The organism is Streptomyces violaceorubidus (assembly GCF_000717995.1).
GTDB classification, from domain to species: Bacteria; Actinomycetota; Actinomycetes; order Streptomycetales; family Streptomycetaceae; genus Streptomyces; species Streptomyces violaceorubidus.
The window spans coordinates 1-25,396 of sequence record NZ_JODM01000022.1 but is presented as its reverse complement, the minus strand read 5'-3'; the positions used below and the strand labels follow the sequence as shown (position 1 = coordinate 25,396).

Sequence of the window (25,396 nt, the reverse complement as noted above, 5' to 3'; positions counted from 1 at the left end):
GCTACCGTCCGCGCAGCCGTCGTACGAGGATGCTGGCGTCCCCGCGGGTCTCCAGGTCGGCCAGGACCACGGCCACGGCCTCGCGGACGATACGGCCGCGGTCCACGGCCAGGCCGTGCTCGCCCCGGAGCACCAGGCGGGCGTGCTCCAGGTCCATCAGCTCCTCGGCGGAGACGTACACGGTGATCTTCTCGTCGTGGCGCTCACGCCCGCTGGGGCGCCGTGCGGCGGCCCTGCCGCGCTTGCGGGGCCGGTCGGCGGCAGAACCTTCCTGCGCGCCCGTACCGGGCCCGGAGGCCCGTGCGGAGCGCTCCGTGCCCCGCGTGTGCGGCTCGCCCGCCGAGCCCGGCTCCGCGTCCGCCGCGGCGTGCTCGGCGCCCTCGCCGTCCCCGCCCTGCGCGGGCACCGACTGCGGCGCGTCCTCGGCGGCGGCCTGGTCGCTCTCCCCCGCCGGGGCCGGCACCCGGGCCTCGCCGCCCGCCGGTCGCCGCGGGGTGGACGCCTGGAGCGCCGTTCCCCCTGTCGTACGGAAGAGTTCGTCGGCCCCCGGCAGACTCACTCGGCGTGACACCGGGCGAGCACCTCCCTGGCGAGCTGGCGGTAGGCGGCGGCACCGACGGAGTTGGACGCGTACGTGGTGATCGGCTCACCGGCGACCGTGGTCTCCGGGAAGCGGACCGTGCGCCCGATGACCGTGTGGTAGACGTGGTCGTCGAACGCCTCGACGACCCGTGCGAGCACCTCACGGCTGTGCACCGTGCGCGAGTCGTACATCGTGGCGAGGATGCCGTCGAGCTCCAGGTCGGGGTTGAGCCGCTCCTGGACCTTCTCGATCGTCTCGGTCAGCAGGGCCACACCGCGCAGCGCGAAGAACTCGCACTCCAACGGCACGATCACCTTGTGCGCGGCGGTGAGCGCGTTGACCGTGAGCAGGCCGAGCGAGGGCTGGCAGTCGATCACGATGTAGTCGTAGTCGTCCATCAGCGGCTTGAGCGCCCGCTGCAGCGTCGACTCGCGCGCCACCTCGCTCACCAGCTGCACCTCGGCCGCCGACAGGTCGATGTTGCTGGGCAGCAGGTCCATGTTGGGGACCGCGGTCTTCAGCAGCACCTCGTCGGCCGCCATGCCCCGCTCCATGAGCAGGTTGTAGACGGTGAGGTCGAGCTCCATCGGGTTGACGCCGAGTCCGACCGACAGCGCGCCCTGCGGGTCGAAGTCGACGAGCAGCACCCGGCGCCCGTACTCGGCGAGCGCGGCACCCAGGTTGATGGTCGACGTGGTCTTGCCCACGCCGCCCTTCTGGTTGCACATCGCGATGATCTTGGCGGGGCCGTGCTCGGTCAGCGGACCCGGGATCGGGAAGTACGGCAGCGGGCGCCCGGTCGGACCGATGCGCTCACGGCGCTGTCGGGCCGCGTCGGGCGCGAGCGTGGCGGCGTACTCGGGATCCGGCTCGTACTCCGCGTCCGGGTCGTAGAAGTGCCCCTCGGGCAGTTCGTCGTAGTCGGCGAAGTGGTTGCGTGGCGCGCCACTTCCGTCGCCGGCCATGGCGTTCACGTGTTGGCCATCCATACTCATGTGTGCTGTCCGAGTTGCCTGCGGACTGTGGTGGTCGGCTGCGGAGGTGCGTACAGCTACGGAGCCGACGGCCTCGAGGCGCCCGGGACCGTGGGTCCGTGCCGGCATTCCTGGTTGACCACCCCCGGGAGTAAATGTCGACTCATTCACAAGTCGTCTTACCTCCTTGGTGACCAGGGAACTTCTAGACAGGTCAGCGTGGCACCATGCCGACGTTCGGCGACTCTATGGCGTGTCGGCCGTCCGCAGCAACACAATCCGCCGGACCCGGCCCGATGTGTCGGCAATGAAACATCCCTCTGTCAAGGGCGTACGGCCGTCGCACAGCAGGTTTCACCGGTGCGCGAATCGGTTGAAGCGTTACGTTCGAGGCGAGTTGACAGAGAATCGCAAAGTGACCATACACACACCCGGCCGGACCTTGTCGGGCAAGGTCCGGCCGGGCGTGCGGGGTTGACGACGGCTGTTGACGTATCGCCTTTGCCGTTTGCCGACTTAGGCGAGCAGGGTCGCCGGGTCGACGTACTCCAGGCCGTGCGCCTCGGCGACCTCGCGGTAAACCACCTTGCCGTCGTGGGTGTTGAGGCCCTTGGCCAGCGCGGGGTCGCGGCGCAGCGCCTCGACCCAGCCGCGGTCGGCCAGCTCGACGATGTAGGGCAGCGTGGCGTTGGTGAGCGCGTTGGTGGAGGTGTTGGGCACCGCGCCCGGCATGTTGGCCACGCAGTAGAAGACCGAGTTGTGGACCTTGAAGGTCGGCTCGGCGTGCGTGGTGGGGTGCGAGTCCTCGAAGCAGCCGCCCTGGTCGATCGCGATGTCGACAAGGACACTGCCCGACTTCATGCGGGAGACCAGCTCGTTGGTGACCAGCTTCGGGGCCTTGGCGCCCGGGATCAGCACCGCACCGATGACCAGGTCGGCGTCGAGGACCGCCTTCTCCAGCTCGAAGGAGTTGGACATGACGGCCTTGACCTTGGTGCCGAAGATCTTGTCGGCCTCGCGCAGCTTGTTGATGTCGCGGTCGAGCAGGGTCACGTCGAAGCCCATGCCGACGGCGATCTGGGTGGCGTTCCAGCCGGAGACGCCGCCGCCGATGACGACGGCCTTGGCGGGGGTCACGCCGGGCACGCCGCCGGGCAGCACGCCGCGCCCGCCGTTGGGGGCCATCAGGTGGTAAGCGCCGACCTGCGGGGCGATCCGGCCCGCGACCTCGGACATCGGAGCCAGCAGCGGCAGCGCGCGGCCGGGCAGCTCGACCGTCTCGTAGGCGATGGCGGTGGTGCCGGACTCGACGAGCGCGTCCGTGCACTCCTTGGAGGCGGCCAGGTGCAGGTAGGTGAAGAGCGTCTGGTCCTTGCGCAGGCGGTGGTACTCCTCCGCGATCGGCTCCTTGACCTTCAGGAGGAGGTCGGCGGTGGCCCACACCTCGTCGGCGGTGTCGAGTATCCGCGCGCCGGCCGCGGCGTACTCCTCGTCGGGGATCGAGGAGCCGACGCCGGCGCCGCGCTCGACGACGACCTGGTGACCGTGGCGCACCAGCTCGTGCACGCCGGCGGGGGTGATGGCCACCCGGAACTCGTTGTTCTTGACCTCGCGGGGGATGCCGACCTTCACGTGGATCACGGTCCTTGGCTCAGAGAATGGGCTATTACAAGGCATACCCGCTCAAGCGCGGGCACACCGGGAGAGACCGCAGAGAACGTGCGGCAGAGCCAGTTTAATGAAGGTGTTCCCTCTGTCTAGCCTTTCAAAGCATTAATCTTCAGACGATGTGCTGCGGATTTCGCAGGCGTCCGCCGGTTCTTCCCTCAACATCCGTTCGGCCGCGCTCCGCTCCAGGCCCGCCGCGGTGGGGTCGCCGAGCCGGTCCAGCGTGTCGGCGAGCCGCAGGTGCAGCGCGGCCTGGAGCCGTACGTCCTCGGCCCGGCGGGCCCGGTCGACGGCCTCCTGGCAGGTGCGCAGCGACTCCTCGGGGCGCCCGGCGTACTCCTGGACCCGGGCCAGCTCGGACAGCGCACGCGCGTGCGCGCCCACGTCGCCGCTCTTGCGGTACCCGGCGATCGCCGCCCGCCAGGAACGCACCGCCTCGCCGTAGCGTCCGGCGTAGGTGTGGGCGGTGGCGACCCGGCCGTAGAGCCGGGCGGCGTCGGCGCGCTCGTCCCGGGCGAGGTGCTGGGCCAGGGCCCGGCCGAACCAGTCGGCGGCGCGGTCGTAGTCCCCCAGCTCCAGGTGGGCGCCGCCGACGGATTCCATCGCGCGGCCGGTCGCGTACGGGTCGTTCGCCTCGCGTCCGGCGTCCAGCGCGGCCCGGTAGCGCACCAGCGCCTCGGGGGTGCGGCCGGTGCGGGCGTCCAGGTCGGCCAGGTTCAGCAGGGCCGCCGCCTTCTCCCGGGGCAGTGCGCGGCGCTCGGCCACGTCGAGGACGAGCCGGTGGATCCCGTACAGGTCGGGGGCCGCGGCCCGGGTCCCGAAGTGGGCCACCATGGCCCGCACCAGCTGGGACATCAGTCTGCGGGCCAGGGTGTCCAGCTCGCCGTCGGCCACCGCGAGGCGGGCCGCGGCCAGCAGGGCGGGGCGCCGGGCGCGCAGCCAGTCGGCGGCGGCCCTGGGGTGCGGGAAGCGCAGGTCGCGCGGCGTGGCGAGGAGCTTCTCGCGGGCCTGCGGACTGTCGGTCTCGGTGACCGCCCGGCAGGTCTGGAGCAGCCGCACGGTGCGCTCCAGCATGCGGGCGCGGGCCAGCTGGAGCTCGGCCGGCCGGTCGTGCTTGCGGGCGAGGGCGCTCAGCCAGCCGTGCAGGCACCCGGGGACCTCGTACTCGGGCAGCGGCGAGTCGGCGGCGCGCAGCAGTCCGAGGGCGACGAAGTCGTCCAGGGTGGTGCGGGCGCCGCTCACCGAGCAGCCGGCCAGCGCGGAGGCGGTGTGCGGGTCGACCAGGCCCGCCGGGGCGAGGGAGAGCAGCCGCAGCATGCGGGCGGCGGCGCCGGGCAGTGAGGCGTAGACGAGCCGGAAGACCCGGTCGAGCGCGCTCCCCTCGTCGCTCTCCGCGTGCACGTGCTTGGCCAGGTCGGCGACGGCCGCCTGGGGACGGGCCGCGAGCCAGCCGCCGGCCAGGGTCAGCGCGGCGGGCTGGGCCTGGCACAGCTCGACCAGCTGTTCGGCGGCCCGGGGATCCACGGTGATGCGGACCGATCCGGTGTGGCGGGAGAGCAGCTCCACTGCCGACTTGGTGTCCAGGCCGCCCAGCGTGCACGGGCGGACGTCCGCGATGCCGGTCAGCGGTCCCTCGGCCACGGCGACGGCCAGGCAGTCCGGGGTGTCCGGCAGCAGCGCGTCGACCTGCTCGGCGTCGGCGACCGCGTCGAGCAGGAGCAGCACCCTGCGGTCGGCGAGCGCGGCGCGCAGCGCCTCGGTGAGGTCGTCCTCGTCGGCCCCCGGCGGCTCGGTGCGGTCCAGCTCGGCGAGCAGCTCCCGGGCGAGGCGTTCGACCGGGACGCGGGTGCCGTCCGGCTCGCTCAGCCGGGCCCGCAGCACGCCGTCCGGGTAGTCGTGCGCGACCCGCGCGGCCAGTTCCTCGGCGAGCGCGGTGCGCCCCGAGCCGGGACGGCCCGCGATGAGCAGCACGCGCGCGCGAGGGGCCTTGCGGCCGGAGAGGGTGTCGAGGCCGGCGCGCTCGATGTCGGCGCGCAGCTCCTTCAGCTCCCGGGTGCGGCCCAGGAACGCGCTCTGCGCAGCAGGGTCCTGAGACAGGCCTGCGCCGTCCGTGTCCACCGCCTGATCCGTCACGGGCCACACTCCCGATCCCACCGCACGCCGGTGCCCGCCGGAAGCCCGGTTCGGGCGTTTGAGAGCCTAGTTCACGCTCTGCGACGTTCCCGGTGGAGCGCGGCGGGCACGTCCCCCGATCGGATCAGCCGATGGTCACACCGGGCGGGGGCTCCGAGGCCGCGCTCAGGCCTCGAACGGACGGGCCGGCCACGGCGCCTGGGCCGGACGGAGCGCGTCGAGTCCTTCACCCCGCTCGGCGGCGACCAGCGAGAGCACGCCCACGACCAGGCAGTTGTTGTGCAGCTCCCCCGCGAGCACTCCCCGGACCAGGTCGGCGACGGGCACCCGGGCCAGCTCCATGTCGGCCTCCTCGTCCTCCACGTCGAAGCGCTCCCCCACGGCCTCGGACAGATCCCGGGCGAGGAAGATCCGTACGGCCTCGTCGCAGCCGCCGGGGGTGGTGTAGACGTCGGTCAGCACCCGCCAGTCCTCGGCCTTGACGTGCGCCTCCTCGTACAGCTCGCGCTGGGCGGCGTGCAGCGGGTTCTCACCGGGGACGTCGAGCAGGCCGGCCGGGATCTCCCACAGCTTCTCGCGCACCGGGTGCCGGTACTGCCGGATGACCAGCACCCGGCCCTCCCCGTCCAGGGCGAGGACGGCCACCGAGCCGGGGTGCACCTGGTAGTCGCGGGAGACCACGGAGCCGTCGGGCATCACCACGTCGTCCGTGCGGACCGAGGTCTTCTTGCCCCGGAAGGGGGTCTGGCTGCCCCGGATCTCCCACTCCTCGGGAGTGTCCTTGATCGTGCTGCCCGTCATTGCCTGACCTGCCCTTCCAGACGTACGCGAAAGCCGGGGCCCGCGCCGTTGGATGCGCGCGCCCCGGCCACCGTACAACTGGTGTGCTACTTCGACGTCTTCCGCTCGACCGCGGCCTTGACCAGCCCGGCGAAGAGCGGGTGCGGGCGGGTCGGGCGCGAGCGCAGCTCCGGGTGGGCCTGGGTGGCGACCAGGTAGGGGTGGACCTCGCGCGGGTACTCGACGTACTCGACGAGCTTGCCGTCCGGGGAGGTGCCCGAGAAGAGGATGCCGGCCTTCTTCTCCAGCTCCGCGCGGTAGGCGTTGTTCACCTCGTAGCGGTGGCGGTGCCGCTCCTCGACGTACTCCTTGCCGTCGTAGACCTCGCGCACGATGGAACCCTCGGCCAGCTTCGCCGGGTACATGCCGAGCCGCATGGTGCCACCCATGTCGCCCTCGCCGGCCACGATGTCCAGCTGCTCGGCCATGGTGGAGACGACCGGGTGGCCGGTGGCGGGGTCGAACTCGGTGGAGTTGGCGTCCGCGATGCCGGCCAGGTTGCGCGCGGCCTCGACGACGATGCACTGCAGGCCGAGGCAGAGGCCGAGCAGCGGGATCCGGTTCTCCCGGGCGTACTTGATCGCGCCGACCTTGCCGGTCACGCCGCGCTCGCCGAAGCCGCCGGGGATGCAGATCGCGTCGACGTCGCCCAGCTGCGCCTTGGCGCCGGCCGGCGTCTTGCAGTCGTCGGAGGTGACCCACTTGATCTTCACGCGGGCCCTGTTGGCGAAGCCGCCGGCGCGCAGCGCCTCGGTGACCGAGAGGTAGGCGTCGGGCAGGTCGATGTACTTGCCGACCAGCGCCATGGTGATCTCGTGCTCGGGCTTGTGGACGCGGTCGAGCAGGTCGTCCCAGGTCGTCCAGTCCACGTCGCGGAACGGCAGGTCCATCCTGCGGACGACGTAGGCGTCCAGGCCCTCGGCGTGCACGACCTTGGGGATGTCGTAGATGGAGCGGGCGTCGGGGCAGGCCACCACGGCCGCCTCGTCGACGTCGCACATCAGCGAGATCTTGCGCTTGATCGCGGTCGGCACCTCGCGGTCGCAGCGCAGCACGATCGCGTCCGGCTGGATGCCGATGTTGCGCAGCGCGGCGACGCTGTGCTGGGTCGGCTTGGTCTTCAGCTCGCCCGAGGGACCGATGTAGGGCAGGAGCGAGATGTGCACCACGAACACGTTGTCCCGGCCGACCTCGTGCCGGACCTGGCGGACGGTCTCCAGGAACGGCAGCGACTCGATGTCGCCGACCGTGCCGCCGACCTCGGTGATCACGACGTCGACCTCGTCCGTCGCCATGCGCCGGATGCGGTGCTTGATCTCGTTGGTGATGTGCGGGATGACCTGGACGGTGTCGCCCAGGTACTCGCCGCGCCGCTCCTTGGCGATCACCGTGGAGTACACCTGGCCGGTGGTGACGTTGGCCGAGCCGTCGAGGTCGCGGTCGAGGAAGCGCTCGTAGTGGCCGATGTCCAGGTCGGTCTCGGCGCCGTCGTTGGTGACGAACACCTCACCGTGCTGGAAGGGGTTCATCGTGCCGGGGTCGACGTTCAGGTACGGGTCGAGCTTCTGCATCACGACGCGCAGGCCCCGGGCCTTGAGCAGCATGCCGAGGCTGGAGGCGGTGAGCCCCTTGCCGAGCGAGGAGGCGACACCCCCGGTGACGAAGATGTGCTTGGTCGTCGAGGATTTGGGCGGCATGGCCAAGAGGGGGCTCCCGTGGTCGCGGTCTGGGGTGCGGTGCGTTCGTCCTCCGCCCCGGTCGTACCGGGTGTCGTCGGCGGCGCCGTCGCTGCGGTTCCGGGGTTTTTCTCCCACCGGTCCACGGGCTACCAGCGTATCAGCGCCTCGGGGCGATGGCGTCCGGCCACCCTCCGCGCACGCCCGGACACGCAGGTGGGACCGTCACCGTTTCCTCACCCGATGGTCACCCGTTCGGCGGACCCGGGTTGCCCGGAGCGGCACACAGATCATCTACGTGCGTCGTATCCTGCTCGGACGTTCGCTGCCGAGCCCGCCCGGCGACACGGCACCACCCCTCGCCCGTCAGCGCCGGAACAACGAGAGCTCGTCAGTTCGTTGAGCGACAATTGTCGTTCGGGGCACACGTTTGGCTGCACGGCCGGACGGCTGCTTTGCTTCATGGCTCAACGAGGCATGGCACGCAGGACAGACATCCTCGACACACATTTCCTGACACACCCCCTGACCCACCCTTGACCGCTGACCGCACTAGCGACCGCCCCCATGCGGGGTGACGTGGCCGTTCGACTGGAGTTGCACGTGGCCGGGCGCATCGAAGACTACGCACTCATCGGAGACATGCAGACCGCTGCCCTGGTCTGCCGGGACGGCACAGTCGACTGGCTGTGCCTGCCCCGCTTCGACTCGCATGCCATCTTCGCCGGCCTGCTGGGCACCGGGGAACACGGTTTCTGGCGGCTCGGGCCCGCCTACGCGCCCGGCGCCGAACCGCCCACCTCGGCCCGGCGGTCCTACCGCGGCGACTCGCTGATCCTGGAGTCCGAGTGGGACACCCCGCGCGGCACCGTCCGGGTGATCGATTTCATGCCCCCGCGCGACGGCGCGCCGCAGCTGATCCGGATCGTGGAGGGCGTCTCCGGCCGGGTGCCGATGCGCTCGGAGCTGCGGATGCGCTTCAGTTACGGCCGGGTGGTCCCCTGGGTGCGCAAGCAGGACGGCCGCACGGTGGCCGTCGCGGGCCCGGACTCCGTGTGGTTCGACACGGAGGCGGAGACCTACGGCAAGGCGCTGACCACGTACGCGGACTTCACGGTCGCGCCGGGTGACCGGATCGCGTTCACGATCTCGTGGGAGCCCTCGCACAAGGAGCCGCCGGCGCTGCCGGAGCCCGAGCAGTCGCTGGTGGCCACCGAGGACTTCTGGCGCGAGTGGGTCGAGCACTGCACGTACCACGGTCCCTACCGCGAGGCCGTGGTCCGCTCCCTGATCACGCTGAAGGCCCTGACGTACGCCCCCACCGGCGGCATCGTCGCCGCGCCCACCACCTCCCTGCCGGAGGACATCGGCGGCGTCCGCAACTGGGACTACCGCTACACCTGGCTGCGCGACGCGGCGATCACCCTGTCCTCGCTGCTGCGCACCGGTTACCGCGAGGAGGCCCGCGCCTGGCGCGAGTGGCTGCTGCGCGCGGTCGCCGGCGACCCAGAGAACCTGCAGATCATGTACGGCATCGCCGGCGAGCGGGAGCTGGGCGAGGCGGAGCTGGACTGGCTGCCGGGCTACGAGGGCTCGTCGCCGGTGCGGGTCGGCAACGGCGCGGCGCACCAGCTCCAGCTGGACGTCTACGGCGAGGTGACCGAGGCCCTGCACCTGGGCCACATGACGGGCCTGGCCCGCAACGACTACGCCTCGGTGCTCCAGCTCAAGCTGATCCGCTACCTGGAGGACCACTGGAACGAGCCGGACGAGGGCATCTGGGAGGTGCGCGGCCCGCGCCGCCACTTCGTGCACTCCAAGGTGATGGCCTGGGTGGCCGTCGACCGCACCATCAAGCTGATCGAGTCCGGCGACGCGGACGGCCCGCTGGAGCGCTGGAAGGAGTTGCGCGACGACATCCACCGGGACGTGTGCGAGAAGGGCTACGACAAGGAGCGCAACACCTTCACGCAGTCCTACGGCTCCCAGGAGCTGGACGCCTCCCTGCTGCTGATCCCGCAGATGGGTTTCCTGCCGCCGGACGACAAGCGGGTCATCGGCACCATCGAGGCCATCCAGCGCGAGCTGTCCACCTCGGACGGCTTCATCCTGCGCTACCCGACGGACGGCAAGGACGAGGGCGTCGACGGTCTGCCGGGCGACGAGGGGGCCTTCCTGGCCTGCTCGTTCTGGATGGCCGACGACCTTGCGATGATCGGCCGGGTCGACGAGGCGCGCAAGCTGTTCGAGAAGCTCCTCTCCCTGCGCAACGACCTGGGCCTCCTGGCCGAGGAGTGGGACCCCCGCCTGCAACGCCAGGTCGGCAACTTCCCGCAGGCCTTCAGCCACGTCCCCCTGATCGACACGGCACTGAGGCTGACGGCGAGCGGGGCGTACGGGGGCTGAGCACGGGGCACGGGGCGAGGGACGCCTGACCGGCGGCACCGCCGGCCCGGGGAGGTCGGGTGGATGTCCCGGGCGGGGCCGCTGCGGGTAGCGTCCGGCTCATGGACAGCGGCACGAGCAGCGGATTCGACACCCAGGGCGCCGGGATCACCGTGCGCCGGGCACTGGAGCTGCCCGGGCTGCGCAGCGGTCTGCCGGAGATCCTGGCGGGCGCCGACCGCCTCCAGCGCACCGTGCGCTGGGTGCACGCCGGTGAGGTGCCCAACATCGCCTCGCTGCTCAAGGGCGGCGAACTGCTGCTGACCACCGGGTACGGCCTCGGCACCCGCCCCGCCGAGCAGCGGGCGTTCGTGCGCACGCTGGCCGAGCGCGGCATCGCGGCGCTCGTCGTGGAGCTGGGCCCGCGCTTCGCCCGGCTCCCGGCGGCCCTGGTCGACACGGCCCGCGCGGCCGGGCTGCCGCTGGTGCAGCTGCACCGCGAGGTGCCGTTCGTGACGGTCACCGAGGAGATCCACACCGAGATCGTCAACGGCCACTACGCGCTGCTCCAGCGTGCCGAGGAGGTCCACCGCCGCTGCACCGAGGCGCTGCTGGGCGGCGGCGGGGTGCCCCAGGTCCTCGCCGTCCTGGCCGACTCCGCCGGCAACCCGGTCTTCCTGGAGACCACCGACGGCCGCCTGCTGTACGCCGCCGGGTCCGGGCCCGAGGGTGCCGACCCCCTCCAGGTCTGGGAGGGCCTGCGGGACCCGCACAAGGAGGCGCCGCCCCCGGCGGGCTCGGTCCTCGTGGACGTCCCCGGCGGCGGGCCGGGCGCGGGGTCGGTCCGGGCCCGGCTTGTCCTGCTGCCGGTACGGTCCCCGCTGGCGCCGCTGCACCGGATGGCGGCGGAGCGGGCGGCCGGCATCCTCGCCGTCGTGCTGATGCAGGCACGGCAGGAGGAGGAGCTGGCGGCGCGCGGGCGGGGCGACTTCCTCACCGACCTCGCCGAGGGCCGGATCACCGCCGGGGACGCCCCGGCGCAGGCCCGGGTCCTGGGCTTCAAACCGGGTTCGGGACCCCTGCTGCCGGTGGTGATGCGGCTGGGGGACGCCCTGTCCCCCGCGAGCGGCGGCTGGGCGGTGCTGGCACGCGCGGTCGCCGAGGAACTGGCCTCGGTGGGGGTACCGGTCCTGCTGGGCGTACGGCCGGTGGAGGGCCGGGTCCCGCTGCTGCTGGGGCTGCGCTCGGAGTCGGAGCGGGCGGCGGTCGCGGACCGGGTCGCGGCGGCGCTGCGGGCGGGCGTGGAACGGGCCGGGATGCGGCGGCCGGGGGCGCAACCGCCGGTCGTGGTCGTCGGGGTGTCCGGCGGCTGGGCGGCGGCCTCGGCGGGTCTCAGGCACGCGGCGGAGACGGCGACCGCGGCGCAGGGCCTGACCGACCGGCCCTGGTACGACGCCCGGCGCCTGGACATCGACCTGCTGCTGTGGCGGCTGCGCGAACACCCGGACCTCGCGGCGTTCGTGGACCGGGCGATCGGCCCGCTGCGGGACCACGACGACCGCTCGAAGCCGCCTCTGCTGCCCACCCTCCAGACGTACCTGGCCCACGCCGGCCGCAAGGCGGAGACGGCGCGCGAACTCCACCTCAACCGGCAGACGCTCTACAACCGGCTGGCGCGGATCGGGGAGTTGCTGGGCACGGACCTGGACGACCCGCAGACCGTACTGGCGTTGAGCCTGGCCCTGCGCGCCCGCCGGCACGTGCCGTAGCGGCGCGGGCCCCGAGGCGGGTGCCTAGAGCAACGGCGTGGGCTGCGTCAACTCGTCGTAGATGCTCAGCACCTGGGCGACGGTCTCGTCCTCGGTCGGCCAGGTGGCCGCCTGCCGTGCTCCGCGCTCCCGCAGCTCGTCCCGCCGCGCGGGGTCGGCGAGCAGCCGGACCACGGCGTCGGCGAGGGCCCATGCGTTTCCGGGCGGTACGAGTTCGGCGGCGTCGCCCACCAGCTCGGGGACGCCGCCGACGGCACCGGCGACGAGCGGCACACCGGCGTGGAGCGCCTCCTGGGCGAGGACGGAACGCCCCGGCTCCCGGCGGCTGGGCAGCAGCGCCAGGTCGGCCGCCCCGAGCAGGTCGGGCACGTCGTCGCGGCTGCCGACGAGCACCACCGGCAGTCCCTCTTCCTCGATCCGCGCCTGCAACTCGCCGCGCAGCGGCCCCTCCCCGGCGACCACGACCAGTGGCTCCGGATCGAGGCGGCGCCACACGCGCGCGGCGTCGAGCAGGACGTCGTACCCCCGGTGCGGCTCCAGGGAACCGACGGCGACCAGCAACGGGCGGTCGACGGCGCCGAGTTCGGCCCGGAGCTTGGGGCGCAGCCGGTCGGGGTCCTCGGGACCGGCCGGCCGGTCCGGCCGGTCCGGCCGGGCTGGGAGCGCGACGGGGCCGAGGCGGGCGTCCCGCGCGCCCGTCCGCCGCGCCCCGTCGACCAGCTCCGAGGTGGCGCCGAGCACGACGGTGGCGGCCTTCATCACCCGCCGCTCCAGCACGCGCAGCAACTGCCCGCGCGCTCCCTGCGCGTGCACCCGGTCGTGCCAGGTGACGACGAGCGGTGTGCGCACCCGCCGCCCGCCCAGGGCCAGGGCGGCGCGGAAGGAGGCGTGCAGTCCGTGCGCGTGCACCAGGTCGGCCTCTGCGCACACCGTCCGCAGCGCGGCCACCGAGACGGGATCGCTGCTGCGCGGCACGTGCACGTGGTCGGCCCCGGCGCCCGTGAAGTCGTAGGTGCGCTCCGCATCAAAGGGGGCGCACACCGTCACTTTCACGCCCCTCGCGACGAGCCCCGCGGCCAGCGAGCGCACGTGCGCGCTGCTGCCGGCGTTGCCGCCGCCCAGCACCTGCACGGTGCGCAGCGGCGCCTGGCCGTGCGGTGAGTGGCTGCTCACGGGGGTCACCTGGCCGCGGCTCCTGGATCGGCGGGGGACGGTCACGAAGAACGTACAGAAGGATGGTGCGGACGGGGCGCGCCGGGCGGATTCCGGTGCGCCGCTCCGTCAAGGATGCCAGGCCGCACGGGTGTTCCGGCAACGACGACCGCCGCCACCGGACGGCCGACGGGGCAACGACACGGAACCGCCTCACTCGTACGAGTGAACATCGCGCCGTCGCCCCGACACCCGCGGCACACGCCCGGGAGACCCGCCAAGTACGCCCGCCCGGCGCCTGATCCCTACCGGTCGGCCCGGGCCGTCTCCAGCAGTTCCTCGGCGTGGGCACGGGCCGTCTCCGAGTCCTCCTGGCCGGCGAGCATCCGGGACAGCTCCCGGACGCGCTCCTCGCCTTCCAGGACCTTCACGCCGGAGCGGGTGACCGAGCCGTCGTTCGTCTTCTCCACCAGCAGCTGCCGGTCGGCGAACGCGGCCACCTGCGGCAGATGCGTGACGACCACGACCTGCGCGCTCTTCGCCAGCCGCGCCAGCCGCCGCCCGATCTCCACCGCCGCCTTGCCGCCGACCCCGGCGTCGACCTCGTCGAACAGGTACGTCGGCACGGGATCGGTGCCCGCGAAGACGACCTCCACGGCCAGCATCACGCGCGAGAGCTCACCACCGGACGCGCCCTTGGCGATCGGCCGCGGCGGCGCGCCGGGGTGCGGGGCGAGCAGCAGCTCCACCTCGTCGGCGCCCGACGGCCCGTAGGCGACCGTCCGCCCGCCGACCTCGACGCCCTCCGGGTCCTCGGCCTGCCGGATCTCGAACGACACGCGGGCGTGGGGCATGGCGAGCGAGGCCAGTTCGGCGGTCACCGCGGCGGCGAACCGCTCGGCGGCCTCGGTGCGCGCGTCGGTCAGCGCCTGGGCGAGCCCGCCCAGTTCCGCCCGCAGCGCGTCCCGCTCGGCGGTCAGCTCGCCGATCCGCTCGTCGTCCCCGTCCAGCTCCGTCAGCCGCGCGGCGCTCTGCTCGGCCCAGCTCAGCACGGCCCCGATGTCCTCGCCGTACTTCCGGGTCAGCGCGGTGAGCGCCGCCCGGCGCTCCTCGACCGCCGCCAGCCGCAGCGGGTCGGCGTCCAGGTCGTCCGCGTACCCGGCGAGTTCCCCGGCCACGTCCCGCAGCAGGATGCCCACCTCACCGATCCGCTCGGCGAGCGCGGCCAGCGCCGGGTCGTGGGACCGTACGGCGTCCAGGGCCCGCTGCGCGCCCGCGACGAGCGTGGAGCCGTCGACGCCCTCGGGGTCCTCCGGGTTGCCCGCCAGGGCGGCGTGGGCGACCGTGGCGGCCGACGCGAGCGCCTCGGCGTGTCCCAGCCGCTCCGCCTCCTCCGCCAGCTCCACGTCCTCACCGGCGCGCGGCTCGACGGCCGCGATCTCGTCGAGGCCGTAGCGCAGGAGGTCGGCCTCCTGGGCGCGCTCACGCGCGCGCGTGGTGATCTCCTCCAGCTCCGCGGTGACGGCCCGCAGCCGGCGGTACGCCTCGGCGTACTTGGCGAGCGGTCCGGCGACCGCGTCGCCCGCGTACCGGTCCAGGGCCTGCCGCTGCCGGTTCAGCTTGAGCAGCCCCTGCTGGTCGGTCTGCCCGTGCACGGCCACCAGCTCGTCGGCCAGCTCGGCGAGCATCCCCACCGGCACCGAGCGCCCGCCCAGATGCGCGCGCGAGCGCCCCTCGGCGGAAACGGTACGGCTGATCAGCAGCGCCCCGTCGTCCAGCTCGGCCCCGGCCTCCTCGGCCCGGACGGCCACCGCGGCGTCGCCGGGCACGGCGATGCGCCCCTCGACGACCGCGTTCTTCGCCCCGATCCGCACGAGCGCCGCGTCCGCGCGTCCGCCCAGCAGCAGCCCCAGGCTGGTGACCACCATGGTCTTGCCGGCACCCGTCTCACCGGTGACAGCGGTGAACCCGGGCGACAGCTCGACCACGGCGTCGTCGATGACCCCGAGCGACCGTATCCGCATCTCCTCAAGCACGGACACGACCATACGAGGTCGAGGCCGGAAAGCGCACACAGGCCGCCCCTGTCACGCCGGGACGGGTTGTGCCGTCAGGGCCGCGGGGACCGCCACGACCAGCCACAACGCACCGCGTCCCGCGCCGCACCGGAACCACCCCTTCGAGACCGCTAGTGCGGCGCCCCGCGCCATCCGGACACCGGCAGCGCGAACTTCGCCACCAGCCGGTCCGTGAACGACGCATGGTGCAACCGGGCCAGCCGTACCGGTACCGCCCCCCGCCGCACCTCCACCCGCGCGCCCGGCGGCAGCTCCACCGTCCGCCGCCCGTCGCACCACAGCACCCCCGGCGGGACGTGCGGCAGCACCTCCACCGCGAGCACCGAGTCCGGCGAGGTCACCAGCGGCTTCGCGAACAGCGCGTGGGCGCTGATGGGCACCATCAGCAGGGCCTCCACCTCGGGCCACACCACCGGCCCCCCGGCCGAGAAGGCGTACGCCGTCGACCCGGTCGGCGTCGACAGCACGATGCCGTCGCAGCCGAACCCGGTCACCGGCCGGCCGTCGATCTCCAGCACGACTTCCAGCAGCTTCTCCGCGCCGGCCTTCTGCACCGCGGCCTCGTTCAGCGCCCAGTCCGTGTGCACGATGTCGCCGTTGCGGTGCACGACGACGTCGACGGTCATCCGCTCCTCGACCTCGTAGGCCCGGTTCACCACCCGGTCCACGACCTTGTCGAGGTCGTCGCGCTCGGCCTCCGCGAGGAAGCCGACCCGGCCGAGGTTGACCCCGAGCATGGGCACGCCCGAGGCGCGGGCGAACTCGGCGCCGCGCAGCAGCGTGCCGTCCCCGCCGAGCACGATGAGCAGCTCGCACCCGTCCAGGCACTGCGGAGTGGCCTCGCCGACCAGCTCCACCTCACCCGGCAGCGGCAGATCCCGCGCCTCGGCCTCCAGGACCCTGACGCCGATCCCGGCCCGCAGCAGCCCCTTGACCACCAGCTCGGCGCTGCGGATGGCAGCGGGGCGCCCGGTGTGGGCGAGCAGGAAAACAGTTCGCGCTCGGTTCTGTGTCAACGCGGCCCCTCCGCCACTGCACGGTCAACATCGGCCGGGTCCAGTGCACCGGCCCCGGCCCGCAGCCACAGAAAGTACTCGACGTTCCCGGAGGGGCCCGGCAGCGGACTGGCGGTGACCCCCTTCACACCGAGCCCCAGCTCCCAGGCCCTGTGCGCGACCCCCCGCACGGCCTCGGCCCGCAGCTGCGCGCTGCGTACCACTCCCCCGCTGCCCAGCCGTTCCTTCCCCACCTCGAACTGCGGCTTCACCATCATCACCAGGTCGGCGTCCGGCCGGGTGCACCGCACCAGGGCGGGCAGTACCAGTCCGAGCGGGATGAAGGACAGATCCCCCACGACAAGGTCCACGGGCTCCCCATCGATCGCTTCCGGCGTCAACTCGCGTACGTTCGTACGGTCCTTGACGGTGACGCGTTCATCCTGTCGGAGGCTCCACGCGAGTTGTCCGTAACCGACGTCCACGGCGACGACGTGCGCGGCTCCCGCCCGCAGCAGTACGTCGGTGAAGCCGCCGGTGGAGGCACCGGCGTCCAGGGCCCGCCGCCCCTCGACGAGCAGGCCCTGCGGCAGGAAGGCGGCGACGGCGCCGGCGAGCTTGTGGCCGCCGCGCGAGACGTAGTCCGGGTCGCTGTCGTCGGCGGTCACCACGATGGCCGCGGCGGTCTCGACCTGCGTGGCGGGTTTGGTCGCGACGGTCTTGCCGACGGTGACCCGCCCGGCGGCGATCAGCTGGCTCGCGTGCTCGCGCGAGCGCGCCAGCTTGCGGCGCACCAGCTCCGCGTCGAGACGGCGGCGTGCGACTCCTGCCACGTTCGGTTCAGCTCCTGTGTTCGTACGGTGAGGGCGTTGACGGGGGCCCCGGTGGTCCCGGGCGGGCGTCGAGCGCGGTGAGCGCGTCGCGCAGCCCCCGGTGTACATCCTCGTACACCTCCACGTGTCCGTCGGTGGCCAGGTGGTCGGCGTCGGCCAGCCGCGCCAGCCGGGCGTCGACCTCGGCGTTCCCGGTGGGGGTGCGGGGGACGTCCAGCGGGGCGGGGGCGGCCGGCTCGTACCCCGGGTCCGGGTGGGCCGCGGACTCCGCCCCCTCGGGTCCCTCGGGCTCGGACACCGGCTCCGGTACTGCGTCGCTCATGCCCCGACGCTACCGCGTGGTGCTGGGGTACGGTCGGTCCCGATGGCGACGACTGAGGAGTGCCGTGCCGCACTCGACAAGCTCTCGGACAGCATGCGGGACGCCGAAGGGGACGTGCGCTCGGCCACGGAGCTGGACCGCTCGGTGAGCTGCCACATCACCGACCTGGACGTGACCTTCGCCGGACGCATGGCGGACGGCCGCATCGACGTGCGCGAGACCCTGGAGGGTCCGCCCCGCGAGAAGGCCGAGATCAGGCTGGCGATGACCGGCGACGACCTGGTGGCCCTGGTGGCGGGCGAACTGAACTTCGCCAGGGCGTGGGGCTCGGGCCGGGTGAGGCTGGAGGCGGGCCTGCGCGATCTGTTCCGGCTCAGGAAGCTCCTGTAGCGGCAGCTTCCGCCGGCCTGGTACGTCCCTTGCGGGCGGCCGGCACCACCAGCGGCGTACCCGTCTCCGGGTCGTCGATGACCTGGCAGCGCAGCCCGAAGACCCGCTCGACCAGGTCCGCGGTGACGATGTCCTTCGGCGCGCCCTCGGCGATGACCTCCCCGCCGCGCAGGGCGATGAGGTGGGTGGCGTAGCGGGCGGCGTGGTTGAGGTCGTGCAGCACGGCCACGAGGGTGCGGCCCTGCTCCTCGTGGAGTTCCGCGCACAGGTCGAGGACGTCGATCTGGTGCTGGATGTCCAGGTACGTGGTCGGCTCGTCCAGGAGCAGCAGCGGGGTCTGCTGGGCGAGCGCCATGGCGATCCACACGCGCTGGCGCTGTCCGCCGGAGAGTTCGTCGACGTAGCGGTCGGCCAGCTCGGCGACGCCGGTCCGGGCCATCGACTCCTGCACCACCCGCTCGTCCTCGGTGGACCACTGGCGCAGGATGCCCTGGTGCGGGTAGCGGCCGCGGCCGACGAGGTCGCCGACGGTGATGCCGTCGGGCGCGATGGACGACTGCGGGAGCAGGCCGAGGGTCCGGGCGACCTGCTTGGCGGGCATCGACTGGATGACCGACCCGTCGAGCAGGACCCGGCCCTCGCTCGGCTTGAGCATCCGTGACAGGGCCCGCAGCAGGGTGGACTTGCCGCACGCGTTCGGACCGACGATCACCGTGAAGGAGTTGTCGGGTATCGCCACCGACAGCTTCTCCGCGATGACCCGCTGGTCGTAGGCGAGGGTGACGTTCTCGGCGGTCAGGCGGTTCACGTTGCTCCTTTGGTTCTCGGGCCCGCTGCGGTGGCCGGTGCCGGCGCTCATATCCGGCCCGCCTTGCGCTCGGTGACCAGCAGCCACAGCAGGTAGACGCCGCCGAGCACGCCGGTGACGACGCCGACGGGCAGCTGGTCGGCGCCGAAGACCCGCTGCGAGATCCAGTCGGCGCCGACCAGCAGGGCGGCGCCCATGCACAGGGACGGCAGCAGGTTGGGGCCGGGCGAGCGGGTCAGGCGCCGGGCGAGCTGCGGCGCGGTGAGCGCCACGAAGCTGACCGGCCCGGCGGCGGCGGTCGCGGCGGCGGTGAGCAGGACGGCGGCGACCATCAGCAGCGCCCGCACCCGCTCGACGCGTACACCGAGGGCGTAGGAGATGTCGTCGCCCATCTCCATCATCCGCAGCGCCCGTCCGTTGGTGAGCACGAGCGGCACGAGTACGGCGCACAGGGCGAGCAGGGGCCAGACCTGGTCCCAGTCGCGGCCGTCGAGGGAGCCGGTCATCCAGACGACGGCGCGGGAGGCGTCGACGATGTCGGCACGGGTGAGCAGGTAGCCGTTGACCGCCGTGACCATCGCGGACACGCCGATACCGACCAGGACCAGCCGGTATCCGTGCACGCCCCGCTTCCAGGCGAGCAGATAGATGGCGAGACCGGTCACCAGGCCGCCGACGAGCGCGCCGACGGTCACCTGGGCCAAGCTGCCGGAGAACAGGACGATCATGACGAGCGCACCGGCCGTCGCCCCCTGCCCGAGGCCGAGGACGTCCGGACTGCCGAGCGGGTTGCGGGAGATGGCCTGGAAGAGCGCGCCGCCGACCCCGAGCGCGCCCCCGACCAGCAGACCGACCAGGACCCGCGGCAGCCGCAGCTCGTTGACGATGAACTCCTGACCGGCATTGCCCCGGCCGACCAGGGTCCTCAGCACGTCGGCGGGCGGTATGTCGAAGTCGCCGGTGCCGATCAGCAGCACGCTCGCGGTGAGCGCGAGGAGCAGCAGCAGCGCGACCACGACGGCGGCCCGCACGTCCAGGCGGAAGGACAGCCCGCCCCGGCTGCGCACGGCACGGTTGGTCTTCACGGTCTTCACAGCTGGGCCGTCCTCCGCCGTCGTACGAGAAAGATGAAGACCGGCCCGCCGAGGACCGCGGTGACGATGCCGACCTGGAGTTCCGAGGGCCGGGCGACGATCCGGCCCAGGACGTCCGCGCCCAGCAGCAGGACCGGGGACAGGATCGCGGCGTAGGGCAGGATCCAGCGCATGTCGGGTCCGGTGAAGGAGCGGACGATGTGCGGGATCATCAGCCCGACGAACACGATCGGCCCGCAGGCGGCGGTCGCGGCACCGCACAGCACGGTCGCGGCGAGCATGGACAGCGCCCGGGTGCGGTTGAGGTTGGCGCCGAGGGCCCTGGCGGTGTCGTCGCCCATCTCCATGGCGTTGAGCGGCCGGGCCAGCGCCAGCGCCAGGACCGAGCCGACCACGAAGAAGGGCAGCACCTCCTTGATGGTGCCGGTCGTCGCCGAGGCCAGCGAGCCCACCGTCCAGAAGCGCATCCTGCCCAGCGCCGCGTCGTCCATGATCATGACGGCCTGGAGGTAGCCGAAGAGCGCGGCACTGATCGCGGTGCCTGCCAGCACCAGCCGCACCGGTGTGGCCCCCCGGCTGCCGCCCAGGAACCAGACCAGCGCGCCGACCCCCGCCGCGCCGGCGAAGGCGAACCAGACGTATCCCGTCAGCGAGGTGACGCCGAAGAAGGTGATGCCCGTGACGACGGCCGCCGAGGCTCCCGCGTTGATGCCGAGGAGTCCGGGATCGGCCAGCGGATTGCGGGTCAGCGCCTGGAGCACGGCTCCGGCGAGGCCGAGGGCGGCGCCGGCCAGCAGACCGAGGACGGTGCGGGACAGCCGCTCACCGACCACGACGTCGCCGTAGGTGCCCGAGCCGTGGAAGAGGCCGTGCCAGACCTCCGCCAGTGACAGGTCCTTCGCACCGATCGCGATGCTCGCCAACACGATGAGCACCAGGACCGCCACGGAGACGGGCAGCCCCGCTGCGCGCAGGACACGGCGCTTGGAGGGCGGCGCGGAAGCGGTCTCCGCGCGCTGTTCGGGAGGACTGTCGACCAACACGCAGTTAGGTTAGCCTACCCTGCTAATCAATCACGATCCCGAGGACCGCCAAGAGGCCCCCTGCCCGCATCCGTCCCACCCGTGACCGGGCGCCCTTCCGTAGCCGCCGCCGTCACCACCCCAACCGCGCCAGTGCCTTCCCCGAGTCCAGTGCGCAGCCTCGCTCCCCGCCCGCCGTCCAGGCCGCCGCGCACAGCGCACGCAGCCCGTCCAGCGCCGTACCGTCGCCGCCCAGCTCCAGCCGCTCCCCGCCGGCCTTCGCGGTCCAACCCCCGCAGCCAAAGCCTCCCTCGGCGTCACCGGTGACGTCCGGCTGCCCGGTGAGCAGCCCACGCAGGTCGGCGTCCACGTACGTCGGCCGGTGCTGCGGCGGGGCCGCCAGCAACTGCGCCCCGTCGGTCACGCCGGTCAGGACGAGCAGCGAGTCGACCTCCCCGTTGAACGCGCCCTCGATGTCCGTGTCCAGCCGGTCGCCGACCACCAACGGGCGCCGGGCGCCGGTCCGCAGGATCGTCTCCCGGTGCATGGGGGGCAACGGCTTCCCCGCGACCTGCGGCTCGGCGCCGGTCGCGATCCGCACGACCTCCACCGCGGCGCCGTTGCCCGGGGCGATCCCGCGGGCGCCCGGGATGGTCAGGTCAGTGTTGGAGGCGTACCAGGGGACACCCCGCGCGATCGCGTAGCAGGCCTCGGCGAACCGGCCCCACGGCAGCTCCGGACCGCCGAACCCCTGCACCACGGCCGCCGGGTCCTCCTCGGCCGACTCCACCGGCTCGAGACCGCGCTCACGCAGCGCCACGCGCAGCCCCTCACCACCGATCACCAGCACCCGCGCCCCCGAGGGCAGCTGCTCGGCGATCAGCCGGGCCACCGCCTGCGCCGACGTGATGACGTCCTCGGCCCCCGTCGGTATACCCAGCTCGGTCAGGTGCGCGGCCACCGCGTCGGGTGTCCGGAGCGCGTTGTTGGTGACGTACGCCAGGCGCATGCCGCCGTCGCGGGCCGCGGCGAGGGAGTCGACGGCGTGAGCGATCGCGTTCCCCCCGGCGTACACCACGCCGTCCAGGTCGAGGAGCGCTGTGTCATAGGCCTCGTGCAGAGCCCGTCCACTGCCCTCGGGCCTCGTCCTGACGCTCCGGCTCATCGCGCATCGCTCCTCGTTCGTCGCCTTTCCCCCGATCATCCCCCATGCCACCGACACACGTACGATGCCGGGATGAACTCTGCAGGTCACCCGGAAGCAACGGCCCGCCGGGGCCTGGAACTCACCCCGTTCCGAGGCCTCCGCTACGACCCCGACCGGGTCGGCAGCCTGGCCGCCGTGACCTCCCCTCCCTACGACGTCGTGGTCCGCCCCGACGGCCTGCTCCACCTCGAGTCCGCCGACCCGCACAACATCGTCCGGCTGATCCTGCCGCAGGCCGCCACGCCCGGGGCGCGCAACGAGCAGGCCGCGCGCACCCTCCGGCGCTGGACGGCGGAGGGCGTCCTGACCACCGACCCCGAACCGGGCCTGTACGTCTACGAACAGTGCGCCCGCGACGGCATGCTCCAGCGCGGCGTGATCGGCGCCCTGCGCGTGTCCGACCCCGCCGAGCAGGTGGTCCTGCCGCACGAGGACGTCATGCCCCACGTCGTCGCCGACCGCGCGGCACTCATGCGGGCCACCCGGGCGAACCTCGAACCGCTGCTGCTGACCTACCGCGGCGACGGCGAGACGCCGGCCACCACCGCCCTCGTGGAACGCACCGCCGAGCGTCCGCCGCTCCTGTCCACGACCACCGAGGACGGCTACAGCCACCGCCTGTGGTCGGTCACCGACCCGGATGCCGTCGCCCGCGTCCGGGCCGAACTGTCCCGGCACCAGGCGCTGATCGCCGACGGCCACCACCGCTGGGCCACCTACCGCACCCTCCGCGCGGAACACCCCTCGCCCAGCCCGTGGGACCACGGCCTGGTCCTCCTCGTCGACACGGCCCGCTACCCGCTCCGCGTCCGCGCCATCCACCGGCTGCTGCACGGCGTCCCGGTGCACGACGCCGTGGCCGCCCTGGACGGGCACTTCCGCGTCCGCCGCCTGGACACGCCGCTGGACGCGTCCCTGGAAACCCTCGCGCAGGCGGCCGCCGCGGGCAACGCCTTCCTCCTCGCCGGCGACGGCGCCTTCCACCTCGTCGACCTGCCGGACCCCGGCCTGCTGGCCCGCACGGTCCCCACCGACCGACCCGAGGCCTGGCGCACCCTGGACGCCACCGTCCTGCACGCCACGCTCCTCGCCCACGTCTGGCACGTCCCCGACGACTCGGCGGTCCACCTCTCCTACATCCACGACACGGCGGCCACCGTCGAGAAGGCGGAACGCGACGGCGGTACGGCGGTGCTGATGCACCCGGTCCGCGAGGAGGTCGTCCGCGACCTGGCCCGCCAGGGCGTCACGATGCCCCGCAAATCCACGTCCTTCGGCCCCAAACCGGCCTCGGGCCTGGTGCTGCGCACACTCGACGCCTGAGACGGCCCCGACCTGACGACACGCCGAAGGGGGCGAGCCGGTGAACCGGCCCGCCCCCTTTCGACTCGCTGTCAGACCGTCAGTCCTTGTCGCCGTCCTCGGTGGAGGGGCTCTCCCCGCCGCTCTCGGACTCGTCCTCGTCCAGGGCGTCCATGAACTCCACGCCGTCCAGCTCGGCGAGCCGGTCGGAGGCGTCCGTGCTGCCGTCCCGGTCCGACTCCACGGCCTTCGCGAACCACTCCCGCGCCTCCTGCTCCCGGCCCGCGGCCAGCAGCGCGTCGGCGTAGGCGTACCGCAGCCGCGCGGTCCACGGCTGTACGGAGTTGGAGGCCAGCTCGGGGCTCTGCAACGTCACGATGGCCGCGTCCAGCTGCCCCATGTCACGCCGGGCGCCGGCCGCCACGAGGCGCATCTCGACCTGACCGGCCTTGTCCAGCTTGTGCACCTCGGGGGCGCCGGCCATGTCCAGCGCCTTCTCCGGCCGCCCGAGCCCCCGCTCGCAGTCGGCCATCACCGGCCACAGCTCCACGGACCCGGTCATCCGCCGCGCGGCCCGGAACTCCGCCAGCGCCTCGCCGTACTTCTGGTTGGCGTACGCGGCGAACCCGGCCGCCTCCCGTACGGCAGCGACGCGGGACGCCAGACGCAGGGCCACCCTGGAGTAGCCGTACGCGCCCTCCGGGTCCTCGTCCAGCAGCCGCGCGACCATCACCAGGTTCCTGGCGACGTCCTCCGCGAGCGTCTTGGGCAGGCTCTGCAGCTCCTGCCGTACGTCCTTGTCGATCTCGTCGCCCGTGACCTCCTCGGGGATCGGCAGGCGCTTGATCGGCTCGCGGTCCCGGTCACGGTCCCGCTCCTCACGGAAGCGGCCACCGCCGCCACCGTGCCGGTCGTCGCGCCCCCGGTACCCACCGGGACGCCCGCCCCGGTCGTCACGACGGGGACCACGGCCTCCACGGTCGTCCCGCCCGCGGAACCCACCACGGTCGCCACCGCGCCCGTCGTCCCGACGGTCGTCACGCCGACCGAATCCGCCCCGCTCACCCCGGTTGTCGTCCCGCCGGAAGCCACCGCGGTCATCCCTACGGTCATCACGCCGGAAGGGAGGACGCTCGTCACGCCGCTCGTCACGCCGCTCGTCCCGACGGTCGTCACGCCGGAAGGGGGGACGGTCGCCACCCCGGTCATCACGGCGGTCGTCACGACGGTCATCCCGGCGGTACGAGGGACGGTCCCCGCGATCGTCACGCCGGAAGGACGGCCGGTCACCGCCCCGGTCATCACGGCGGTCGTCATGACGGTCATCCCGGCGGTACGAGGGACGGTCACCACGGTCCCCGCGATCGTCACGCCGGAACGAGGGACGGTCGCCCCCACGATCCCGGTCGTCCCGACGCCCGTAGCCACCGCCACGGCTGTCCTCACGACGACCGTCACGGCGATCGTCACGGCGGTCATCCCGGCGGTCGTCACGACGGAAACCACCGCGCTGCCCACCACGGTCGTCACGCCGGAAGGGAGCGCGCTCGCCACCGCGGTCATCCCGACGGTCGTCACGCCGGAAGGGGGGACGGTCGCCACCCCGGTCATCACGGCGGTCGTCACGACGGTCATCCCGGCGGTACGAGGGACGGTCACCACGGTCCCCGCGATCGTCACGCCGGAAGGGAGGACGGTCACCGCCCCGGTCATCACGGCGGAAGCCCCGGTCGCCACCACGGTCGCGGTCGTCCCGGCGAGGCCCACGGTCCCGGTCGTCCCGGCGGAAGCCGCCACCCTGGCCGCCACGAGCATCGCCTCGGCGATCGTCACGACGGAATCCGTCACGGTCACCGCGCTGACCTCTGCGGTCACCGCGGTCACCACTGTCCCGTCGCCGCTGATCGCGCTCCGGTCGGTCGTCGGGAGAGTTGGTCGACATCGGTGACTCCTGTCTTCGGTACCGCAAGTCATTCTCGCGCAGCCGGCTACCCGGTGCGCCCTGGAAAAACGAAAGGACCCCTGGTCCCCAGCTGAACGCTGGGGACCAGGGGTCCTTCCCAAAGATTGTTCGGCGGCGTCCTACTCTCCCACAGGGTCCCCCCTGCAGTACCATCGGCGCTGTAAGGCTTAGCTTCCGGGTTCGAAATGTAACCGGGCGTTTC

Annotated in this window: 21 protein-coding genes and 1 rRNA gene; 5 read left to right on the top strand and 17 right to left on the bottom strand. The window is 73.0% G+C overall.

Annotated elements, in window-relative coordinates:
* Position 1: 1 nt before the first annotated feature.
* From IE94_RS0123150 to IE94_RS0123125, 6 genes are all read right to left on the bottom strand, one after another.
* Positions 2-571 carry a hypothetical protein gene (locus tag IE94_RS0123150; RefSeq protein ID WP_078606570.1) on the bottom strand — a complete coding sequence of 190 codons (570 nt, stop codon included), beginning with the start codon at positions 569-571 and terminating at the stop codon, positions 2-4.
* On the bottom strand, positions 556-1,686 hold the full coding sequence (locus IE94_RS0123145; protein ID WP_078606569.1) for a ParA family protein: 1,131 nt from the start codon (positions 1,684-1,686) through the stop codon (positions 556-558). Before IE94_RS0123145 ends, IE94_RS0123150 begins: the two co-directional genes overlap by 16 nt.
* A gap of 387 nt (positions 1,687-2,073) precedes the next feature.
* Positions 2,074-3,189, bottom strand: coding sequence for an alanine dehydrogenase (gene ald / locus IE94_RS0123140; protein ID WP_106977976.1), 1,116 nt, complete (start codon positions 3,187-3,189; stop codon positions 2,074-2,076).
* 141 nt (positions 3,190-3,330) lie between these two features.
* Positions 3,331-5,358, bottom strand: a complete 2,028-nt coding sequence (locus IE94_RS0123135) for a tetratricopeptide repeat protein (RefSeq protein ID WP_030187493.1) — start codon at positions 5,356-5,358, stop codon at positions 3,331-3,333.
* 165 nt (positions 5,359-5,523) lie between these two features.
* Positions 5,524-6,159 (bottom strand): NUDIX domain-containing protein, encoded by a 636-nt coding sequence (locus tag IE94_RS0123130; RefSeq protein ID WP_030187492.1) that lies wholly within the window; start codon positions 6,157-6,159, stop codon positions 5,524-5,526.
* A gap of 86 nt (positions 6,160-6,245) precedes the next feature.
* Complete coding sequence (locus IE94_RS0123125; protein WP_030187490.1) at positions 6,246-7,895, bottom strand: CTP synthase; 1,650 nt, start codon at positions 7,893-7,895, stop codon at positions 6,246-6,248.
* A 582-nt stretch (positions 7,896-8,477) separates the two neighbouring features.
* Here IE94_RS0123125 and IE94_RS0123120 point away from each other — a divergent pair.
* Together IE94_RS0123120 and IE94_RS0123115 are read left to right on the top strand one after the other, a co-directional pair.
* Entirely contained in the window at positions 8,478-10,280 is a 1,803-nt protein-coding gene (locus tag IE94_RS0123120; protein ID WP_030187488.1) for a glycoside hydrolase family 15 protein, read from the top strand.
* A gap of 101 nt (positions 10,281-10,381) precedes the next feature.
* On the top strand, positions 10,382-12,028 hold the full coding sequence (locus tag IE94_RS0123115) for a PucR family transcriptional regulator (RefSeq protein ID WP_030187485.1): 1,647 nt from the start codon (positions 10,382-10,384) through the stop codon (positions 12,026-12,028).
* 24 nt (positions 12,029-12,052) lie between these two features.
* Here IE94_RS0123115 and IE94_RS0123110 read toward each other — a convergent pair whose 3' ends face one another.
* The 5 genes from IE94_RS0123110 to IE94_RS0123090 all read right to left on the bottom strand — a co-directional run bounded on the left by IE94_RS0123110 (position 12,053) and on the right by IE94_RS0123090 (position 17,408).
* The gene (locus IE94_RS0123110) at positions 12,053-13,210 is read right to left on the bottom strand and encodes a glycosyltransferase family 4 protein (RefSeq protein WP_030187483.1); all 1,158 of its coding nucleotides are present in this window, start codon (positions 13,208-13,210) and stop codon (positions 12,053-12,055) included.
* 275 nt (positions 13,211-13,485) lie between these two features.
* Positions 13,486-15,228: a DNA repair protein RecN gene (recN, locus tag IE94_RS0123105; protein ID WP_030187480.1), complete on the bottom strand. Its 1,743-nt coding sequence runs from the start codon at positions 15,226-15,228 to the stop codon at positions 13,486-13,488.
* A 140-nt stretch (positions 15,229-15,368) separates the two neighbouring features.
* On the bottom strand, positions 15,369-16,274 hold the full coding sequence (locus IE94_RS0123100) for an NAD kinase (protein ID WP_030187478.1): 906 nt from the start codon (positions 16,272-16,274) through the stop codon (positions 15,369-15,371).
* Positions 16,271-17,086 (bottom strand): hemolysin, encoded by an 816-nt coding sequence (locus IE94_RS0123095; RefSeq protein WP_030187476.1) that lies wholly within the window; start codon positions 17,084-17,086, stop codon positions 16,271-16,273. Before IE94_RS0123095 ends, IE94_RS0123100 begins: the two co-directional genes overlap by 4 nt.
* A gap of 7 nt (positions 17,087-17,093) precedes the next feature.
* Entirely contained in the window at positions 17,094-17,408 is a 315-nt protein-coding gene (locus IE94_RS0123090; protein ID WP_030187473.1) for a hypothetical protein, read from the bottom strand.
* Positions 17,409-17,450: 42 nt separating this feature from the next.
* On the opposite strand from IE94_RS0123090, the gene IE94_RS0123085 reads away from it, so the two are divergent.
* Positions 17,451-17,798, top strand: coding sequence for a sterol-binding protein (locus IE94_RS0123085; protein ID WP_030187469.1), 348 nt, complete (start codon positions 17,451-17,453; stop codon positions 17,796-17,798).
* Here the strand turns inward: IE94_RS0123085 and IE94_RS0123080 are convergent.
* From IE94_RS0123080 to IE94_RS0123065, 4 genes are all read right to left on the bottom strand, one after another.
* Positions 17,782-18,657 (bottom strand): ABC transporter ATP-binding protein, encoded by an 876-nt coding sequence (locus IE94_RS0123080; RefSeq protein ID WP_078606568.1) that lies wholly within the window; start codon positions 18,655-18,657, stop codon positions 17,782-17,784. The two genes, IE94_RS0123085 and IE94_RS0123080, sit on opposite strands and share 17 nt — an antisense overlap.
* On the bottom strand, positions 18,654-19,691 hold the full coding sequence (locus IE94_RS0123075) for a FecCD family ABC transporter permease (protein WP_030187460.1): 1,038 nt from the start codon (positions 19,689-19,691) through the stop codon (positions 18,654-18,656). Before IE94_RS0123075 ends, IE94_RS0123080 begins: the two co-directional genes overlap by 4 nt.
* A 5-nt stretch (positions 19,692-19,696) precedes the next feature.
* The gene (locus IE94_RS0123070; protein WP_030187457.1) at positions 19,697-20,743 is read right to left on the bottom strand and encodes a FecCD family ABC transporter permease; all 1,047 of its coding nucleotides are present in this window, start codon (positions 20,741-20,743) and stop codon (positions 19,697-19,699) included.
* A 112-nt stretch (positions 20,744-20,855) separates the two neighbouring features.
* Complete coding sequence (locus tag IE94_RS0123065) at positions 20,856-21,887, bottom strand: HAD hydrolase-like protein (RefSeq protein WP_030187455.1); 1,032 nt, start codon at positions 21,885-21,887, stop codon at positions 20,856-20,858.
* A gap of 72 nt (positions 21,888-21,959) precedes the next feature.
* Here IE94_RS0123065 and IE94_RS0123060 point away from each other — a divergent pair, with 72 nt between their 5' ends.
* Positions 21,960-23,252 (top strand): DUF1015 domain-containing protein, encoded by a 1,293-nt coding sequence (locus IE94_RS0123060; RefSeq protein ID WP_030187453.1) that lies wholly within the window; start codon positions 21,960-21,962, stop codon positions 23,250-23,252.
* 79 nt (positions 23,253-23,331) lie between these two features.
* Here IE94_RS0123060 and IE94_RS40660 read toward each other — a convergent pair whose 3' ends face one another.
* Positions 23,332-24,069 carry a tetratricopeptide repeat protein gene (locus IE94_RS40660; RefSeq protein WP_209441081.1) on the bottom strand — a complete coding sequence of 246 codons (738 nt, stop codon included), beginning with the start codon at positions 24,067-24,069 and terminating at the stop codon, positions 23,332-23,334.
* Between the two features lie 66 nt (positions 24,070-24,135).
* Between IE94_RS40660 and IE94_RS40655 the strand changes: the two genes are divergently transcribed.
* A complete protein-coding gene (locus tag IE94_RS40655; protein ID WP_157849370.1) occupies positions 24,136-25,179 on the top strand; it encodes a hypothetical protein in 1,044 nt (347 codons plus the stop codon).
* Between the two features lie 121 nt (positions 25,180-25,300).
* Here IE94_RS40655 and rrf read toward each other — a convergent pair.
* A 5S ribosomal RNA gene (rrf, locus tag IE94_RS37245) occupies positions 25,301-25,396 on the bottom strand; the annotation flags it as partial.